Annotated in this window: 22 protein-coding genes and 1 pseudogene; 19 read left to right on the top strand and 4 right to left on the bottom strand. The window is 36.5% G+C overall.

The genetic code is table 11. From position 1 onward, the window contains the following. Nucleotides 1–17: 17 nt before the first annotated feature. On the bottom strand, nt 18–233 hold the full coding sequence (locus tag OXPF_RS14625) for a hypothetical protein (protein ID WP_054875959.1): 216 nt from the start codon (nt 231–233) through the stop codon (nt 18–20). 237 nt (nt 234–470) lie between these two features. On the opposite strand from OXPF_RS14625, the gene OXPF_RS14630 reads away from it, so the two are divergent. Both OXPF_RS14630 and OXPF_RS14635 read left to right on the top strand, forming a co-directional pair. Next, nucleotides 471–695: a S66 peptidase family protein gene (locus OXPF_RS14630; RefSeq protein WP_054875960.1), complete on the top strand. Its 225-nt coding sequence runs from the start codon at nt 471–473 to the stop codon at nt 693–695. Between the two features lie 33 nt (nt 696–728). Continuing rightward, nucleotides 729–1,715, top strand: coding sequence for a calcium/sodium antiporter (locus OXPF_RS14635; protein ID WP_054875961.1), 987 nt, complete (start codon nt 729–731; stop codon nt 1,713–1,715). 45 nt (nt 1,716–1,760) lie between these two features. Here OXPF_RS14635 and OXPF_RS14640 read toward each other — a convergent pair whose 3' ends face one another. Next, nucleotides 1,761–2,315, bottom strand: a complete 555-nt coding sequence (locus OXPF_RS14640) for a CBO0543 family protein (RefSeq protein WP_054875962.1) — start codon at nt 2,313–2,315, stop codon at nt 1,761–1,763. Between the two features lie 304 nt (nt 2,316–2,619). Here OXPF_RS14640 and OXPF_RS14645 point away from each other — a divergent pair, with 304 nt between their 5' ends. The 7 genes and pseudogenes from OXPF_RS14645 (at nt 2,620) to OXPF_RS14670 (ending at nt 8,366) form a co-directional block, all read left to right on the top strand. After that, entirely contained in the window at nt 2,620–3,075 is a 456-nt protein-coding gene (locus OXPF_RS14645; RefSeq protein ID WP_054875963.1) for a YdeI/OmpD-associated family protein, read from the top strand. 66 nt (nt 3,076–3,141) lie between these two features. Continuing rightward, on the top strand, nt 3,142–3,990 hold the full coding sequence (locus OXPF_RS14650; protein ID WP_054875964.1) for an undecaprenyl-diphosphate phosphatase: 849 nt from the start codon (nt 3,142–3,144) through the stop codon (nt 3,988–3,990). 75 nt (nt 3,991–4,065) lie between these two features. Then, nucleotides 4,066–5,421 carry a 23S rRNA (uracil(1939)-C(5))-methyltransferase RlmD gene (rlmD, locus tag OXPF_RS14655; RefSeq protein WP_054875965.1) on the top strand — a complete coding sequence of 452 codons (1,356 nt, stop codon included), beginning with the start codon at nt 4,066–4,068 and terminating at the stop codon, nt 5,419–5,421. 419 nt (nt 5,422–5,840) lie between these two features. Beyond that, nucleotides 5,841–6,110: pseudogene (locus OXPF_RS21890) on the top strand (winged helix-turn-helix transcriptional regulator); the annotation flags it as partial. 244 nt (nt 6,111–6,354) lie between these two features. Next, the gene (locus tag OXPF_RS14660) at nt 6,355–6,906 is read left to right on the top strand and encodes a cysteine hydrolase family protein (RefSeq protein ID WP_054875966.1); all 552 of its coding nucleotides are present in this window, start codon (nt 6,355–6,357) and stop codon (nt 6,904–6,906) included. 762 nt (nt 6,907–7,668) lie between these two features. After that, the gene (locus OXPF_RS14665) at nt 7,669–7,929 is read left to right on the top strand and encodes a hypothetical protein (RefSeq protein WP_054875967.1); all 261 of its coding nucleotides are present in this window, start codon (nt 7,669–7,671) and stop codon (nt 7,927–7,929) included. An 8-nt stretch (nt 7,930–7,937) separates the two neighbouring features. Continuing rightward, complete coding sequence (locus OXPF_RS14670; protein WP_160317230.1) at nt 7,938–8,366, top strand: hypothetical protein; 429 nt, start codon at nt 7,938–7,940, stop codon at nt 8,364–8,366. A 268-nt stretch (nt 8,367–8,634) separates the two neighbouring features. On the opposite strand, the gene OXPF_RS14675 is transcribed toward OXPF_RS14670, so the two are convergent. Next, nucleotides 8,635–9,222, bottom strand: a complete 588-nt coding sequence (locus tag OXPF_RS14675; RefSeq protein ID WP_054875969.1) for a nitroreductase family protein — start codon at nt 9,220–9,222, stop codon at nt 8,635–8,637. A 141-nt stretch (nt 9,223–9,363) separates the two neighbouring features. On the opposite strand from OXPF_RS14675, the gene OXPF_RS14680 reads away from it, so the two are divergent. From OXPF_RS14680 to OXPF_RS14725, 9 genes are all read left to right on the top strand, one after another. Then, nucleotides 9,364–9,798, top strand: coding sequence for an Rrf2 family transcriptional regulator (locus OXPF_RS14680; protein WP_054875970.1), 435 nt, complete (start codon nt 9,364–9,366; stop codon nt 9,796–9,798). Between the two features lie 541 nt (nt 9,799–10,339). Further along, nucleotides 10,340–10,735 carry an FMN-binding protein gene (locus OXPF_RS14690; protein WP_054875972.1) on the top strand — a complete coding sequence of 132 codons (396 nt, stop codon included), beginning with the start codon at nt 10,340–10,342 and terminating at the stop codon, nt 10,733–10,735. Nucleotides 10,736–10,823: 88 nt separating this feature from the next. Continuing rightward, nucleotides 10,824–11,648 (top strand): MerR family transcriptional regulator, encoded by an 825-nt coding sequence (locus OXPF_RS14695; protein WP_341442632.1) that lies wholly within the window; start codon nt 10,824–10,826, stop codon nt 11,646–11,648. Nucleotides 11,649–11,663: 15 nt separating this feature from the next. Further along, nucleotides 11,664–12,239 carry a nitroreductase family protein gene (locus OXPF_RS14700; protein WP_054875973.1) on the top strand — a complete coding sequence of 192 codons (576 nt, stop codon included), beginning with the start codon at nt 11,664–11,666 and terminating at the stop codon, nt 12,237–12,239. Between the two features lie 203 nt (nt 12,240–12,442). Then, complete coding sequence (locus OXPF_RS14705) at nt 12,443–13,315, top strand: DUF2785 domain-containing protein (RefSeq protein WP_054875974.1); 873 nt, start codon at nt 12,443–12,445, stop codon at nt 13,313–13,315. Between the two features lie 146 nt (nt 13,316–13,461). Continuing rightward, the gene (locus tag OXPF_RS14710) at nt 13,462–14,343 is read left to right on the top strand and encodes a VOC family protein (protein ID WP_054875975.1); all 882 of its coding nucleotides are present in this window, start codon (nt 13,462–13,464) and stop codon (nt 14,341–14,343) included. A 121-nt stretch (nt 14,344–14,464) separates the two neighbouring features. After that, nucleotides 14,465–14,692 (top strand): hypothetical protein, encoded by a 228-nt coding sequence (locus OXPF_RS14715; RefSeq protein ID WP_054875976.1) that lies wholly within the window; start codon nt 14,465–14,467, stop codon nt 14,690–14,692. Nucleotides 14,693–14,845: 153 nt separating this feature from the next. Continuing rightward, nucleotides 14,846–15,190: an ArsR/SmtB family transcription factor gene (locus OXPF_RS14720; RefSeq protein WP_054875977.1), complete on the top strand. Its 345-nt coding sequence runs from the start codon at nt 14,846–14,848 to the stop codon at nt 15,188–15,190. Between the two features lie 20 nt (nt 15,191–15,210). Continuing rightward, nucleotides 15,211–15,693, top strand: a complete 483-nt coding sequence (locus tag OXPF_RS14725; protein ID WP_054875978.1) for an SRPBCC family protein — start codon at nt 15,211–15,213, stop codon at nt 15,691–15,693. Nucleotides 15,694–15,726: 33 nt separating this feature from the next. Here the strand turns inward: OXPF_RS14725 and OXPF_RS14730 are convergent, their stop codons facing one another. After that, a complete protein-coding gene (locus OXPF_RS14730) occupies nt 15,727–16,743 on the bottom strand; it encodes a hypothetical protein (protein WP_054875979.1) in 1,017 nt (338 codons plus the stop codon). A 260-nt stretch (nt 16,744–17,003) separates the two neighbouring features. Here OXPF_RS14730 and OXPF_RS14735 point away from each other — a divergent pair, with 260 nt between their 5' ends. After that, nucleotides 17,004–17,219, top strand: coding sequence for a FeoA family protein (locus OXPF_RS14735; RefSeq protein ID WP_054875980.1), 216 nt, complete (start codon nt 17,004–17,006; stop codon nt 17,217–17,219). The last annotated feature ends 60 nt before the right edge of the window (nt 17,220–17,279 follow it).

Below are 17,279 nucleotides of genomic sequence, written 5' to 3' on the forward strand. Positions count from 1 at the left end.
ACCTCTTGGGATTTAGTTTATTTCGGGAAATAACAAACAGGATATGGACGTATATCCTGAATTTCATCAAATGAATAATGCATAGTTGCAAACTGAGTGTGATATAAGTATTGAAGCAAGTATATTTCTCTATTGGCTATACCGCAAAATATGCCTGAAACTCCCTGGCCATTTGCCAAGGATACGCCGACAGGTTGATTTAATAGATACTGCCATCTGTTTTGCCATGGCACATTGCACCACCTCCGATATATCAGTATATTCGGATACAGATAATGGGGAACTGACTGTATAATTTTAATGATGTCATTTTATAAGACTTAAAAGAATAATTTAAAATAGTCTGGCTGTGAGGAAAATTATTTGATAAAATTAACTAAAAATCTGGTATGCTTTGACGGGAGTTATTATGAAAACTTCTCTCATCAATAATATATATCGAAAGCTGTAGGAAAAGAGAGCAATTTGATATGAGAATAATACTTTTCGAAAGGAACTATAAGGAAAAACACTATGATGAATATAAAAATTCAATTATAAAAGTCATTTCAGAATTACAGCTATATGATTTGCCAATAATGTATAATATGACATTCGGACATAGTGAACCGATGTGTATTCTGCCTTACGGGGCCCTTGCAGAGGTAGACTGTGATAGTAAAACATTTATCATCTTAGAGCCAGGGGTTGTTTGATGGGTAAAATTAAATTTTATAAAGGATGATTACATGCAATATTTATTGTTGATTATAGGTTTGATAATTATAATAAAGAGTGCGGATTTTTTAATTGATTCATCATCAAAGATTGCAAAAAGATATGGAGTTTCTTCTTTTATTATAGGGATTACAGTAGTAGCTTTTGGCACCAGTGCACCTGAGCTTGTAGTTGGGGTTGTTTCGGGGATAACTAAAACAAATCAGCTTGCACTTGGAAATATAATCGGAAGTTCATTATCCAATACCGGACTGATAGTTGGTATTTCTGCAATTATCATGCCTTTGCAGGTAAGAGACTCCGTTGTCAGGCGGGAAATCCCAATACTTCTATTAATTCAGCTTGTATTGACTGTAATGATTTTTAACGGACAGCTCTCACGCTTAGATGGAATCATACTTTTAATTGGATTTATAGGGTTTATGGTGTATATTATAAAGGATTCTAAGGAGTCTATGAAAATATTACTTGATGTTGAAGGCGATATAGATACCGATGCGGATGGAAATCAACTGACTTTAGAAAAAATGGAAAACGAGAATAAAGAAAACCTTCCAAGGCTTTTCAGCATTTCCATTCTCTCTCTGATTTCTCTTTTAATAGGTGGAAGGCTTACTGTGGAAGGCAGCACAAATATAGCCCAAAGTTTAGGCTTGAGCGAAACTCTTATAGGGCTTACAGTTGTTGCTATTGCCACTACTATGCCTGAGTTAATTACAAGTGTAATGGCAGCTGTAAAAAAAGAGCCGGATATTATTCTTGGAAATTGTATTGGCAGTAATATTTTTAATATCCTTCTGGTTCTTGGCTTGTCTACAGTTATTTCGCCAATCCCCACCGACATGTCTCTCTGGTTGGACATAGCTGTTATGACCATACTTACAATTATTATCTTTGTTATTTCATGGGCAAGAAAGTCCATCAAACGGCAGACTGGTATTTTTCTTCTGTTTATTTATATTTCATATCTTGTATATAAAGTGATTACAGCAATTTAAGATTAATGTTAAGCCCTGTAAAGACTTACAAGCAAATAGCATCCTTTATGAAGCTGCCTGTTTTCTCATAAAAATTGTTATGAGTCCTTTGCTTATAATTGCTATAAGTACATAGATGGGGAAAGAATAAATGAATTTCCACCCGTGGGTCTCATAAAAGCCCATCCACAAAAGTATAGGTTCTGCTACAAATGAAAAAAGTGCGGAAATTACTATGTTTATAATTATAAACCCCTTCCATTTGGGAAATCGCTGATATGCAAGCATGTATGCAACGGGCAGCACAGAATAATCGGTATCAATTAAAATATAATCCATAGGAATAATAAGGTATGGATATTCCCATAATACCGAGGTTTCGCCTAAGGTATCAAAAAATACGGCAAAGGAACTGGCGAGGAAACCAAAAACTATAATCTCCAGCAGCCTTTTCTTATCTGCAAGTATCCACCATAATATAAGGGGTAAAATAAGGGTTGCTATATTTAACCACCATTGCCAGGTATTAAACACATGGTTTAACCAATATTCCATGCTTGCATCCCGCAATTGTACCTGCATTTTTAAAATCATTTCCTGTGCCTTTTCTGCTTCTGTCATTCGCTTCACCTTTAGTTCCTATAATATTTTTATAGCTGTTAAATTTCTAGGCCAATAGTATTAAAGTGACCTTAACTAACATTACAAAATGTCTTGCCTATACTTACTTTAGTATGCAATCCCTTAGTACTCTCAATACATGAATATATTTCTATTTATGGATTTTAGCCGCACCTGGTGATAGTGTATTGACATATGAGAGAGAGTATTGTTATTGGATAAAAACTGTAATAAAATAGCAGAGTAATATTAAAAGCTATTTTTGATTAAATATAAAAGATAATTAAAGAGCAGGAGGATAAATATGCAGGAGTTCACAGCAGAAATCAAAAAACATGAAGGAATTGATGGGGCGTATATTGAGATACCTTTTGACGTTGAAGAAGTTTTTGGAGCAAAGCGTGTCAAGGTTAAAGCATGGTTTGATGGCATGGAATACCGGGGCTCCATTGTCAGGATGGGCGAATGCTATCTGATTGGATTAACGCAAGCATTGCGAAAAGAAATAGGCAAAGTCCCCGGAGATTTAGTGGAAATAAAGATTGTAAAAGACGAAGAGGAGCGTATAGCTGAACTGCCTGAAGATTTTAAGTCTGCTCTGGAAAGAAATACTGCTGCAATGAATTTCTATACTTCCCTTTCATTTTCAAGAAAAAAAGAATATTTGCAATGGATAGTCAGTGCAAAAAAGGCTGAAACAAGAGCTCAGCGTATAGAAAAATCAGTAGAACTGCTTGAAAATAATCAAAAACTTAAATAATGATATATGTTGAATGGTATAATTGAAGAAAGATATAGTAATTTTAATTAGGGGGCAAATACAAATATGGAAACGATAATGCTAATAATCAAATCAATAATTTTAGGAATAGTGGAAGGAATAACGGAATTCCTGCCCGTGTCTTCAACAGGACACCTTGTCATTTTTCAAAACCTCATAGGCTTTAAGGGTACCAATGATTATTATGTTGAAATGTATACATACGTTATTCAATTAGGAGCCATACTGGCCGTTATTATTCTTTATCACAGAAAAATTTTAGATACCCTTGTAAATTTCTTCCCTAAAAAAGTAGGTTATGAAAAATCCGGCTTTAAATTCTGGTTTATGATATTCATTGCCTGTATTCCTGGAGGAGTAATAGGCATACTTTTGGACGATTTAGCAGACATGTATTTGTTTACACCGGTATCTGTTGCCATCACTTTGTTTTTGGGCGGTATATGGATGGTTTATGCCGAAAACAAATTCAGAACAAGCAGTTCAAAGTCAGCGAATTTAAACGTTACCGCAAAGCAGGCGCTCATTATAGGACTTTTTCAGTGCCTGGCAATAATCCCCGGCATGTCACGTTCAGCCTCAACCATTATAGGCGGATGGGTGGCAGGTTTATCCACCGTTGCCGCAGCAGAATTTTCATTCTTCCTGGCAATACCGGTTATGTCAGGCATGAGCTTATTAAAGATTATAAAAATCGGCGGTTTATCCATATTAACACCAAATGAGATAATTTCTCTTTGTGTTGGATTTGTTGTATCCTTTATAGTTGCGCTGGTAGTTATTGATAGGTTTATATCCTATTTAAAAAAGAAGCCTATGAAAATATTCGCCGTATACAGGATGATATTTGCAGTGATAGTATTGGCTGCAGGATTTTTAGGGATATTTCATTAATCGCTGAAACAACATAAATTATGAAAACAATATATTAAAGGATTTGCAAAATAAGCAGACGGGAAAGTGGTTGTTATGAGAAAAGGACAAATTGTGGAAGTATTGATTGAAGATACAGTATTTCCTTCAACAGGTATCGGTACCATTGACGGAAAGAAAATCGAAATCAAAAATGCAGTGCTTGGTCAAAAGGTAGCAGTACGCATTACAAGAAACCGTAAGGATAAGATGGAAGGCAAGCTTTTAAAGGTGGTGGAGCAACCCATTGAATCCATTGATGCTGTATGCCCGCATTTTGAATTTTGCGGCGGCTGCTCTCATCAGCACATACCTTATGATTTGCAGTTGAAGTGGAAAGAGCGGGAGGTATTAAAGCTTCTTGATGCAAAAAAAATAGAGGGGTACACTTACGATGGAATTGTAAAAAGCCCATCAGAATTCGGATATAGAAACAAGATGGAGTTTACCTTCGGTAATGAAGAAAAGGGCGGAGAAATTACTTTAGGTATGCACCAGCCCGGAAAGTTTCACAATATTACTCAAATAAGTGATTGCAGAATAGTTGATGATGATTATAACGCTATTGTAAATACAATATCTCAATACTGCAGAAAAAAAGGCCTAAGTTTTTTCAGCAAAGTAAATCATGAAGGATATCTTCGCCATCTTGTAATAAGAAAATCTTTTAAAAGAAATGAGCTTTTAATAAATATAGTTACTACAACGCAAATTGAACATAATTTTGAAAACCTCATTGAAAAATTGAAAAGCCTGAGTTTAAATAGCAATATTGTAGGATTTCTTCACACCTTTAATGACTCTGTAGGAGACGCCATTACAAACCAGGGCTGCAAGGTATTATACGGAAGGGACTACGTCATAGAAGAAATATTAGGATTGCAGTTTAAAATATCGGCCTTTTCATTTTTTCAGACAAATTCATTGGGAGCCGAAAAGCTTTATGGTGCTGTTCAGGAATATTTAAGCGATGCTTCAGGAAAAACGGTATATGATTTGTATTGCGGAACGGGAACCATTACACAGATAGTGGCACAAAAAGCCAAAATGGTATATGGCATTGAGCTTGTTGAGGAAGCAATTGATTCAGCTATTGATAATGCAAGGCTTAATAATATTGAAAATATCCGCTTCATAGCAGGAGATGTGGGTGAAAAATTAAAGGAAATAGAAGAAAAACCGGACATCATTATAGTCGATCCGCCACGCGCCGGCATCGGGCCTAAAGCATTGAAACAGATTGTAGATTATGGCGTTAAAGAGATAATTTATGTATCCTGCAACCCTAAGACCCTTGTGGACAATTTAAGCGATATGATCGAAGCAGGGTACAAGTTAGAACGAGTCAAGTTGGTTGACATGTTTCCGCATACGAGGCATTGTGAAGTCGTTGTGAAAATTGAGCATGTCTGAAACCATTGTAGCTCAAGGGCTTAAACGATTTTTAACCTTTAAAATGATCATGTGACTTGTGAAACGATAAAATGATGTCATAACCTGCAAACGAAGTGAAGACAAGCTTAGCTGAGCTTTTCTCGATAAACTGGACACCATTGAGTCAGGTTTTTCTACCGTTTTCGGTCATGTAAACAATTTTGTGTATTTTCTCGACCGGACAATAATAATGGTTGGGTATCGTTCTTTTTGGATTAACATAAAATGAAGATTGGTGAAACAAGTATTGAAGGAGTAGAGACCTGTATAAACAGATACTGGCATCAAGCAGAAAGAATGGGCGTATTTTGAAGGTAGGGGGTATCCCTCTGGTCGGTAAAGGATAATCAAGAGGAGGTTTATTTATAAAAATACGACGATACACATGCCCACTTGAAATAGTACATGATTTTCTTAGAGGAAAATGGAAGACGATATTATATCAACTAAAACACGGACCTAAATCTTTAAGTGAACTTGAAAAGTGCATTGTAGGGATTAATCAGAAAATGCTGATAGATACAAGATTTAGCTGATTTAATTGAGTTTCAGCTAGTAACAAAATAAAATATGAAGGTTACCCGTTAAAAGTTGAATATAGTCTTACCGCGGAAAGAGGACAAAGAATTATTGAAGCTATCAATATATTGCAATCTATAGGAAAAGAGTACATGAATGAAAATCTAAGTCCGTGAATTTAATACTAACAAAAAAGTAGGTAATTCAAAAATGAATGAATACTTGCTACAATTTATTTGTGATACATACTATATGCTTCGTGCTGATGTTCTTTCAACATAAGCAATATAATCAAGCACGAAACTTGCATATTGAACGTGAATATAAGTATTGCCTATCGGTGTAAATTTTCTATCACGTTCAATATAGATGCTTAACTAAAGGAGGGCAGTTATGAAAAAGGCATTACTAATTATTGATGTTCAGAATGATTATTTTAATAATGGGGCTTATCCGTTATCTAATGCTAACATGGCAGCGAAAAACATTCAGGGTGTGCTGGGCAAGTTTAGAGCAGAAGGGGATTTAGTCATATTCATTAAGCATATTAACATGAAAGAGAGTGCTGCATTTTTTAAGCCTGAAACAGCCGGTTCAGAAATTTATAAAGCAATTGAGCCAATTGAAGGAGAAACAGTTATTATAAAACACACTCCGAATAGTTTCAGAGATACGGAACTACATCAGTTTTTACGATTACAGGAAATTGAAGAATTAGTGACTGTAGGTATGATGACACAGCATTGCGTAGATACGACAGTTAGAGCAGCTTATGATTTAGGATATTCCAATATACTTCTTTATGATTGCTGTGCAACGAAAGACCTGGTTTTCAGCGGCGAAACTATAGCTGCAAGTATCGTTCAATCTACCTTTATGGCTGCACTGAGTCGCGGGTTTTCAGATGTTATGAGTTCTACAGAATACTTGAGGAAAATTAAATGAAGACTAATAGTAATTATCAAAATAAGGTTAATGATTTAGTATCTCAGCTTCATGAAGGTTGCTTCCTTGTTAGCAATAATGAAAAGGAGATAATTTATAGCAATGAGGATTATCACATTTTATACTCCGCAGAAATCACTAAAATTATTTAGGTTGGGATTCAGGTTATTGAAAGCCACCTGCTCATACCAAGTACCTGCGTATTGAGAAAGCGCTGGAGTGTAGAAATCTGTAAATGAAAGTGTTCTTAGTATAGTTAATTGGCTAGAATAATCATAGGCGTAGGCAGTTATGATATTAACTATCTTTAATAGAAGTTATATTAAAAAAGGTTTTTGCCAAATTTACACAGCCTCCAGGCACCACTAGGTCTAGATGACATCATTTTTGTCTACTCAAGGCATGTAGAGTGCGTTGCGTTGATAGAGCAGGTTTAAAGAATTTTTTATATTCCTTTAGACGGATGGATTGAGGGTATATTTTATAAAGAGAGTCGCAATTTTAAGCAAAAGAAAGTAAACACGCAAAAGGAAAAAAGTTTTGCGTGTTTGTTTTTTGTTATTCTCAGAAACTTACAGAACGGATTAAGAACTATAGTGAAGAAAAATAATTTATTTGCTCTGTTTTAAACTATCAAAATATGAATTTGACACTAACATTACTTATTCTTAATAAGCAATTAACATATATAACTGTATAGTTTATCCAAATATTAATTTATAATCGGCAGGATTATTATGCAAAAGGCATCATCGAAAGTATATGATTATATTGCAAAAGGTAAGAAATATACTTTCACTTTTCCTGGCTCTTGTACTAACGATGGGAGTATTGGTTTTCCCAACATCAGCTGCCGAAAAACAATCAGGGTATGTTGAAGGAATTCCTGGAAGAATTGATATGAATATTATAGGGCGTTATGATGTAGATACAGACAGCCCTGAGGGCGGACTTGAAATCGTAACTTATGTGAAAGAAATCAGACTGCATATGCTGTTGACGGCAAAAACTGCGTTCTTATAGCTGTTCCAATGAGTTCGATAAAGACGGGTGCATTTACAGATTTAAGTAAGGCAGGACTTCAAATGGACATTGCTGCATCTGTGGAATCGAAGGTAAATGGCTTTAAATACGGAGATTTAACATCTGTAGCAGTTTCAACTGACAATTCAAAACTGGCAGTTGCTATCCAGGCTGAAAACTATAATGAAAAGGGCGTAGTGGCAATTTATGCCATAGACAACAGTCAAGATACATTGGGGGAACCCGAATATGTTAAAGTCGGCATTCAGCCTGACATGGTGGTATTTGCTGATAATAACACAGTATTGACGGCAGATGAGGGAGAACCTCTCTCAAATGGAAGTTATGCCTATGTAGCTTTGCAGGAAAGCAATGCTTTAGCTGTTCTTGATATTAAGACAAGCACTTTCACAAATATATGCAGGACAAATACTTAAGATTCCAGCTAAATAGTAATATAAATGACATAACTTCAGCCGTATGGGGTTATACAGTAAAGTGGTTATTGGAACTATAATAGTACATGCCGCTCTTTTTTATACCCTCAAGTCATATGGAGGAGGTGGTATTGTTGATAAAAAAATAATTTAATTTTAAATAAACCAAGAAGTTCTATAAAAGGATAACGAGTTATGATTACCAGAGCATTTTAGATTAAGATTTTGTAAAAGATCAAGAAGCGATCAGCTCTCTCCTTTTATACTGTTACAGATAATTAATTGATATTTTGCCTGTCTTTAAATCTCTCGCACTAAGTTTTGTCGCTGGATGGCCGATAGCGATACCAATCAGGGGTTCGAAGTCATCGGGGAGGCTCAGAACTGCCGTATTGTCAAGCTCAGGAATTTCGCGCATTGACTCAAGGGCATACCACATAAACACGCTGCCCAAACCAAGATTTGCAGCAGCCAGGTGCATTGAGTAAGTAATACACGCGGCATTTGAAAATTCAATGCCGGGCTGTAAATCCTGTTTTCTGTGGGATACAAAAATCACTGTCTGAGCGCCATAAAATGGGTCAAAAGCTTTTTGACTTAGATCAACATCGGGAGTATCGCCTACGATCTTTTTTATCTTGGCTTTATCCTCCCATCGCTTAACGGCGGCTTTTGAGAGCTTATTAAGTACATCTCTGCTCTGCACCACAGTCAAATGTATATCCTTGTACAGATTACTGCCTACCGGGGTGCTGTTGGCGGCGGCTAATATGTCGGATAAGTCGTTTTGAGATATTTGTTCCTCCGTAAACTTTCTTGTTGATTGCCTGTAACGTAGTAATTCAAAGTAATCCATAAAATACCTCCTTTAATTTTACTGGTAAATCCTGTTTGTAATAACTTTCACTACAATATTAACATGAACAGTTTGTAGTGTCAATGGCTACAATTGATTGTTGTAAAAATATTTGCTACAATATTATCGAGGTGAAAACAGATGAGAGTGAGCACACAGTTTCCGATTGCATTCCATGCGTTGATGATGATCGCATGTTTCAAAGATACAAGAGTGACTAGTGAAATGGTGGCAGGAAGTGCAGGATGCAACGCTGTTACCATAAGGAATATTTTCAGTAAGCTAAAGAAAGCCGATCTGTTGTCTGTAAAGGCGGGAACTGGGGGAACGGCTCTTGGCAAGCCTGCAGAAGATATTACACTGTGGGATATCTATGCGGCGGTGGAATCGGATAGCGCAGATGAAATTTTTAAAATTCATTCTAAAACATCGGGAAGCTGCCCTATAGGGAGCAATGTCCGCGGATTGTTGTCGCCGCACCTTGATAGCGCCGTAGCTGCTATGAAAGCAGAACTTTCAAAAGTAACTTTGGGTCAACTGATAGATGAACTTAACCCCACACAACAGACCGTGTAAGTATAAAAGTCCGCTTTTGCCAGTCGAAAACCTTATCCCAAAAGATCGGACACATAATAAAATCAAGGATAAAAATCAAAAAATGAGCAGGGGTATTTTCAAAACGAAGATATCCCCGCTTTTTTTATGTCTATTTCAAGGTTTCATATTAATCATGATAAAGAAAATCAAAATGGCAAATGAAACAATTCGTATATTTTGGAACGGTATGAAAGCTGTAAAAAGAAAAAGGAAAGCCTGCGCCGGATTAAATGGGGCGGAGTGGCAGCGTATGCTAAGCTTTAGAGAGCAACATTGCTTCTGAAAGCTTTATTGCTTATAATTTACTTGAGTATAAAGCAAAAGCAAATGTCGAATCGCTGATAAAAGAGCCTGCAAAAGCCGGCTGTCTAGTTGACGAAACTAGATTTTGAAGTTGAAAAGGAGTTATAAGTATTATAATTTAACATAATATTAATTTAACTGCCGAAACCCAATGATACAATAAAATTAGTTATCGTATCCTTTTTACTTATTTATATAGGAAAGAGGGGGCTTAGCAATGAAAAATTGGCTGAAGGCAATTAACGTGGCGGTTATTATCGCAGCTATTTTCGGAGGTATCTTTCTGAGAGACTTAAATAGTTACCGCCAGATGATTGAAGGTATAACGTTTTCAAAGGTTGATATTGGTGTAGTGCCTGATGGTACATACAACGGCGAATATGATGCGGGTATGATTTATGCAAGGGTGAGCGTTGTTGTCAAAGACGGGGAGATTACCACCATCAAGCTGCTGGAGCATAAAAACGGTCGCGGGGCAGCTGCCGAAAAGATTATCAACGAGATGGTGCGTATGCAAACCATCGATGTAGACGCGGTGAGCGGTGCGACAAATTCGAGTAAGGTTATTAAAAAGGCTGTGGATAACGCACTGCCTGGTTCAATTCAAAAATAAAGACGGCAGAAGGTAGTAAAACAACTATTGACTCTACCACAATGGTATACTATAAGATTTAAATATACTAATAACAGAAGTCTTGGGGGTGTCACAACTGCTTAAAATAGGAGATTTTTCACAGTTATCCAGAATCAGCATACGAATGCTACGATATTATGATGAGTTGGGCATTCTAATTCCTGAACATATAAATAAAGAATCAGGATACCGGTACTATAGCCCTCAGCAATTATCTCTTGCCTTTCGGATACAGGCATTAAAGGATATGCAGTTCAGTCTTGAGACCATACGTGATATACTTAAGACCTATGATAATATTGATAACTTAAAACGGTATCTATTATTGCGGTATGATGAAATGAAAATTGAAGTCATTGAAAAACAGGGTAAGCTAAAACTGCTGGAGAGTGTGATAAATAGAATCGGAAAAGATTGTAATTATATGAAGTATAATGTAGTAATCAAAGAATTACCTTCACGTTATGTTGCCAGCCTAAGAGGTATTTTACCTGGCAATCAACAGGATGGCCTGTTATGGGATAAACTATCAAAGCAAATAGAAACGCAGAATGTAGAATATGCATTACCGTGTTATCCTGTAACAATTTACTATGATGAAGGTTACAAGGAAAAGGATCTGGATGTGGAAATCCAGATAACTGTTAACGGTAAATATGTTGATATGGAAGATGTTCGTTTCATTACTACAGAACCTATGACTGTTGCTTCAGTAATTATAAATGGAAGTTATGAACAATTGCCTGAAGCAAATGAAGCTGTTGCAAAATATATATCGGACAACGAATTTACCATATCTGGGCATATGTTTAACATTTATCATGTAAACCCCGGAATGGAGGCAAATCCAGAGAATTGGGTAACTGAAATATGTTATCCGGTTACGAAATGATAGGAGGATGAGGTTATGCAAACTGGATTTAACAATGAAACATTAAAAAACATTAAGCAACGCAGAAGTACCAGAAGTTTTAAAGATGAACAAATTAAGGATGAAGAATTACAGGCGGTACTGGAAGCAGGGCTATACGCACCTTACGCATGGGAGTACTCACGGCATTTTACTGTAATTCAAAATAAGGAACTGCTGGGCAGATTAAATATTGCAGCAAAAGAAGCCGCCAGACAAATGGCTCTTGAACATTTAAGGGAATTGGGGAGCAATGAGTGTTTCAATTGTTTATACAATGCACCAACACTGATTATAGTTTCCGGCGATGAAAAGGCTCCGGTACCTATTGAAGCGGATTGTGCTGCAGCAACTCAAAACCTGCTGATTGCCGCAGAGTCAATCGGTCTGGGGTCATGCTGGATTTTCTTTGTTTTATTAGCATTTAACTCTCCGCAGGGAACCGAATTGCTAAAAGAACTGAAAATACCAGACGATTACAAGCCATGCTATTCGGTTTTGCTTGGGTATAAAAATACCGCGACGGTCAATATGCCAGAAAAAAATCCTGATCTCATAACATATATAAAATAATTTGTGGAGCTTGCATCAAAGAAAATTTTTCTGATATACTTGCTTTATTCTTTGCGCAAAGTAATAAAGTCCAGAATAATTGATGGGGACGTCGAGGCTATGTGGGATGCTTGTGCCTTTAGTGGATAATAATGATACCGCTTGATAATATGGTTTTGATGGTGAAGTTTTATTAGACGATATCAGTTAAAGCAGGTGGAATTTTGGATAGAAGAAAACGGCTCATATTAGAATTAAGAAAGATACAGGAAAATCAATATAAGGTAGCAGAAACAAAAAAGCAGTGGGAGTACATAGTATGGATGCTTGAATATATTGGCGATACTGATCCAGAACTCCGTGATGACTTAATATATAATACATTATACGAATGGATAGATGTAAAGGAGTATTTTAATGAAGATCAGCTTAGACATATTCTTTTCATTCTTCTCGATGAAAAACATTTATTCTATCAAATAGGCAGCGATGGAAATGATAGTGTTTTTACAAGAACATTTTCATCATTAGGTGTAGCTCTGATTTTAAATAGGCATAGGAAAAAAGCGTTTCTAAGTATTGATGAGTTTATTGAGATCAAGAACAAATTTATAGGATATTATACTTCAGAAATGGATCTTAGAGGATATATTCAAGGATCAGGATGGGCTCATGGGACAGCTCATGGCGCCGATGTAATGGATGAGCTGGTACAATGCAGTGAAAGTGACGGAGGAGTGATTCGAGAGATCTTAAAGGCTTTTAAAAAGGTCATGTATAATGGGAAGTATATTTTTTGCAATGAAGAGGACGAGCGCATAAGCCGTGTTGTTTTTAGAATTATTAAAGAAAACCTTTTATCCAAGCATGCTATTATAAAATGGCTTGAAGAATTAAGTGAATGTATTGAATGGCAAAGAGACCGACTGCAGTATGTCGCAAGGGTTAATGCCAAAAACTTCGTCAGATGCCTGTACTTTAAAATGATGCATTATGACAATACACTGGATATTATTGATGAGATATTCAAGTCCGAAGAGAAATTAAACCGGTTCCTTCAACTAGACCAAGAGCTGATTGAAAAAATGCAGATTTAACACATTAAATACCCTGTTGCCAAAGTCAAGTTCAAATGGCATTTTTTTGCATCCTCAAGGCATATGCGGTGTATAATAATGATTACTAATAGTGATCCTATAAGCAAATGATGCAGGTCAACTGCTAAAAAAAGGAGGTTAGTACTGTGCAGAAAATAATCCCTCATTTATGGTATGATAAAGAAGCCGTCGAAGCAGTGCAATTGTACGTAAATCTTTTTGAGGATTCAAAAATAATTAGCATCGATAAAATTCCTGATACCCCATCAGGCGATGCACAAACCGTTGATTTTCAACTTGCCGGTATGAGATTTTCCGCAATAAGCGCCGGTCCCTACTTTACTTTAAATCCGTCAATTTCTTTAATGGTAGCTTGCAGCAGTCAAGAAGAAGTTGACAGATTGTATGATAATCTGTCAGTGGGTGGGGCAGAACTCATGCCCTTAGGTGAGTACCCCTTCAGTAAACGTTATGCCTGGATTCAGGACAAATATGGTCTCGGCTGGCAGCTCATGCTGGTTGAAAATATGTCACAGCACCAGAGAATAAGACCGGTTTTGCTGTTTGCAGGGGAAGTGTGCGGCAAAGCGGAAGAAGCTATTGATTACTATCTTTCAGTTTTTGAAGAATCCAGTAAAGGCTATGTGAACTATTATCAGGCTGGAGAGCCAAAGGACGGGAGAGCAAAAATAAATTACAGCGAGCTTAATATCCAGGGAAATCAGTTTGTTGCTATGGATCATGGCTTTGGTGGGGACTTTACGTTTAATGAAGCGTTCTCTTTGATGATTCTTTGTGCAAACCAGGCAGAAATCGATTATTTCTGGGATAAACTTTCTTTTGTTCCCGAGGCTGAGCAGTGTGGATGGGTTAAGGATCAATTCGGTTTATCATGGCAGATTGTACCGTACAATATGAATGAAATTATGGCAAGTGGAACTAAAGAAGAAGTAAAACGGATCACAGAGGCATTTCTAAAAATGAAAAAATTGGATATAGCTGCCCTTGAAAAGGCACGGCTAGGTTAATATTTGTTTAAGGTGCAGAAGCGGTTAAATCCTATTTATAGTTTCAGGATGAAAAACTTAATAATTTAAAAATTTTTGTAGAGAATAATGACTGATAAAACACTGAAGGGAATGTTGATATATGAACCAGGGACAAGAGCTGTTCTATAATTTTTTTATTGAAAGAGTAAAGGATGGCAAAAAGGAAGAAGCCAAATTACTATTAGAGAATAGTTTTGCAAAACAAGCTGCAGGAACATTCGATAAGGCATATTTACAAGAAATAATGCCTAAGTTTTTTGAAATAGTAAAACCTGAAGCAGTAGAAGAAGTGAAGCAAGCGATGGACCACTTTGCATCAAGGTTATAAGGCAGGCCCTGTATACATATCAGGCAAGCGATGCCCAAAAGAATATTTTCTATTAAAAGACGTTGAGAAATCAGCGTCTTTTAATTCTGCAACCAGATTATTATTCACAAAATATACATCGATGGTTATATAACTGTATGGTAATATATATTTATGGATAAAAACAAATTATTTATTGTATTGGCAGAACCTAACCGCAGAAAAATTCTTGATCTTTTGCGTACACAAGAACGTTCCGTAGGAGAGCTGGTTGAAATACTACATTTAAGTCAACCAGGTATATCAAAGCATTTACGTATTTTACGTGAAGCCAACCTTGTTAATGTTAAAAAGGAGGGACAATCTCACATTTATCAATTGGATGCTGAGCCTTTGCGTGAGATCCATAATTGGTTCGAACCATATCAGCATTTTTGGTCAGATAAACTGGATTCTTTAGAAAAGCACCTTGAAACAGAAGATAGACTTATTAACACGAAAAAACGTATGAATAAATAAAAAGATAATGGAGGAATAAAATGTTAGCAGTAATAGAGAAAAACCAAGAAGGCTATGTGGCACGTTTTGAACGTCATTTAAAATTCCCTGTTGAACAAGTATGGTCTGCATTAACAGAAAACGATAAGCTGTCAAAATGGTTCTCTGAATTATCTATAGAGGATTTAAAAGAAGGAGGCAAAATTAAATTTGATTTCGGCGACGGTACTTTCGAAGAGCTTGAGATTATTGAGGTTAAGAAATATTCGGTCTTGGAATATACCTGGGGGGAAGACAGGGTTAGATTTGAGTTGTTTCATGAACCGGAAGGCTGCCGTTTAGTCTTAATTGAAAAAATTAAGAATATTACCGACCAAACATCTAAAGATCTTGCTGGGTGGCACGTGTGCTTAAGTGTTATTAATGCCCTTCTAAGTGGTAACACATATGATCAACGAGAAGATGAATGGAAAGTATGGGCAGAAAAATATGAACAGCTGACACAAGGCATATCAGAAAAATAGATAATTAAAAGCGTTGAACTAGACGCCTTAATTTTAGGAAAATTGATAGTGGATTTTACGTTCGGGATCTTTTGTAGACCGACGGAAGACGGTCATGGATGGATTTGTTCCAACGGTATTGGTAATCTCCTGATTACCGTCAACTACCCTTGTTATAGACGTGAGCCGTTCATTATTGCTTAAGATTACATCAAAAGATATTCCGCCGGTGGCTTCACCGGAAGCATTACAAATAGCAGGCGTATCAGCAATATAAATTCTATCATGGATTGTTGAATCAATTTGAGGGACTTTACTTATTGCAGCGTTGATATATAAATGGTAGTCTTTAAGCTTATAACGCCTGTCTTTAAATTGAAAAACCGCAAAGCCCATATCAGACTTTTCAGTGCTGCCGTCTGTAATAAAGCCGGAAATCATATAGCCTGGCGCTGATTCGTTTTCATAGAAGGAAAAACAGGTTACCGATTCACCTACGGATGCGGCAAGAGAGCGATCAAGGAAGTCAGCATCAGCACCGTGCTCCGGGAGTGTTGGAACCAACAAAAACAGCCACTGAAGGCTCGTGTCGTCGGATGCACCTTGCCCTCGCTCGCTGATATCCTCCCATCCATAGCCTAACAGGGTATCTCCGGAGCCGGTCTGAATGGCCAGATAAAAGTCTTGACTTCCATCACCTGGAATTCGAAGAATATAAGCATCTGCAATTTGGCGAACATTATATTTCGATGCCCATCCCCTATTATAAGAACAGTAATCTTCCAACTCCTCAACAGTTAAAGGATATGTCTCCAGCTTACCAACATACTCCCATGCTTTATCCAGTGCTGCCTTGGTATAAAGCCGATAGTCAGCCGTAATGCAAAAATCAGGTTCTTTTTCCGTTGTGTGGCTCAAAGATGTATCATACAAAACTTTCTCGACGCGATAGTTTGAACCTATCAAATTTGTCCTATTCATCAAGGTATTTATTATCAAAGCAATGCACATCACCAAAATAATGACTGCCGTGATTACAACCCAAAACGCGGGCTTTTTATATTTTAACATAATGTAATCCTCCTGGGTTTAATAGCGTTATGTTTAATGCTAGTTTGACACCATTAAACTAATAAGTCAACATACCTCATCTGAAGGATATTAGCGATATAAAAGTGCATTTTTAGCATAACATTAATGTACAATATTTGATAAAAATAAGCGAAACTAGTATTGACTTTCATTCTCAATAAGGATATTATTAAATTACAATATACGGTAAGTATGGTACATTGGCGATAAAATATTATATCTGTGTTAGGAGGGTGCTTATGTTATCATTGGCAAAAGGAAAACTCAATACACCATATACAGTTAATTCTGTTAATACTGATCGAGAAGATATTCGCAAGTTTTTATTTACACTGGGATGCTACCCGGGTGAAAGAGTAACAATAATTTCCAAATTGGCATCTAACTATATCATTAATATAAAAGACGCAAGATACAGCATAGATGAGGATTTGGCAAAGGCAATTATAGTTTAATTATTCTTATTGTATCAGATGTAATATTAATTTGAAGTTAGACGCAACAAACAATTTCTA

This window comes from Oxobacter pfennigii, assembly GCF_001317355.1.
Lineage (GTDB): Bacteria > Bacillota > Clostridia > Clostridiales > Oxobacteraceae > Oxobacter > Oxobacter pfennigii.

Bases quoted from the DNA above. Each gene is read 5' to 3' on its own strand.
- OXPF_RS14630 (WP_054875960.1), top strand. From the start codon at position 471: ATGAGAATAATACTTTTCGAAAGGAACTATAAGGAAAAACACTATGAT.
- OXPF_RS14635 (WP_054875961.1), top strand. From the start codon at position 729: ATGCAATATTTATTGTTGATTATAGGTTTGATAATTATAATAAAGAGT.
- OXPF_RS14640 (WP_054875962.1), bottom strand. From the start codon at position 2,315: ATGACAGAAGCAGAAAAGGCACAGGAAATGATTTTAAAAATGCAGGTA.
- OXPF_RS14645 (WP_054875963.1), top strand. From the start codon at position 2,620: ATGCAGGAGTTCACAGCAGAAATCAAAAAACATGAAGGAATTGATGGG.
- OXPF_RS14650 (WP_054875964.1), top strand. From the start codon at position 3,142: ATGGAAACGATAATGCTAATAATCAAATCAATAATTTTAGGAATAGTG.
- rlmD (WP_054875965.1), top strand. From the start codon at position 4,066: ATGAGAAAAGGACAAATTGTGGAAGTATTGATTGAAGATACAGTATTT.
- OXPF_RS14660 (WP_054875966.1), top strand. From the start codon at position 6,355: ATGAAAAAGGCATTACTAATTATTGATGTTCAGAATGATTATTTTAAT.
- OXPF_RS14665 (WP_054875967.1), top strand. From the start codon at position 7,669: ATGATTATATTGCAAAAGGTAAGAAATATACTTTCACTTTTCCTGGCT.
- OXPF_RS14670 (WP_160317230.1), top strand. From the start codon at position 7,938: ATGAGTTCGATAAAGACGGGTGCATTTACAGATTTAAGTAAGGCAGGA.
- OXPF_RS14675 (WP_054875969.1), bottom strand. From the start codon at position 9,222: ATGGATTACTTTGAATTACTACGTTACAGGCAATCAACAAGAAAGTTT.
- OXPF_RS14680 (WP_054875970.1), top strand. From the start codon at position 9,364: ATGAGAGTGAGCACACAGTTTCCGATTGCATTCCATGCGTTGATGATG.
- OXPF_RS14690 (WP_054875972.1), top strand. From the start codon at position 10,340: ATGAAAAATTGGCTGAAGGCAATTAACGTGGCGGTTATTATCGCAGCT.
- OXPF_RS14700 (WP_054875973.1), top strand. From the start codon at position 11,664: ATGCAAACTGGATTTAACAATGAAACATTAAAAAACATTAAGCAACGC.
- OXPF_RS14715 (WP_054875976.1), top strand. From the start codon at position 14,465: ATGAACCAGGGACAAGAGCTGTTCTATAATTTTTTTATTGAAAGAGTA.
- OXPF_RS14720 (WP_054875977.1), top strand. From the start codon at position 14,846: ATGGATAAAAACAAATTATTTATTGTATTGGCAGAACCTAACCGCAGA.
- OXPF_RS14725 (WP_054875978.1), top strand. From the start codon at position 15,211: ATGTTAGCAGTAATAGAGAAAAACCAAGAAGGCTATGTGGCACGTTTT.
- OXPF_RS14730 (WP_054875979.1), bottom strand. From the start codon at position 16,743: ATGTTAAAATATAAAAAGCCCGCGTTTTGGGTTGTAATCACGGCAGTC.
- OXPF_RS14735 (WP_054875980.1), top strand. From the start codon at position 17,004: ATGTTATCATTGGCAAAAGGAAAACTCAATACACCATATACAGTTAAT.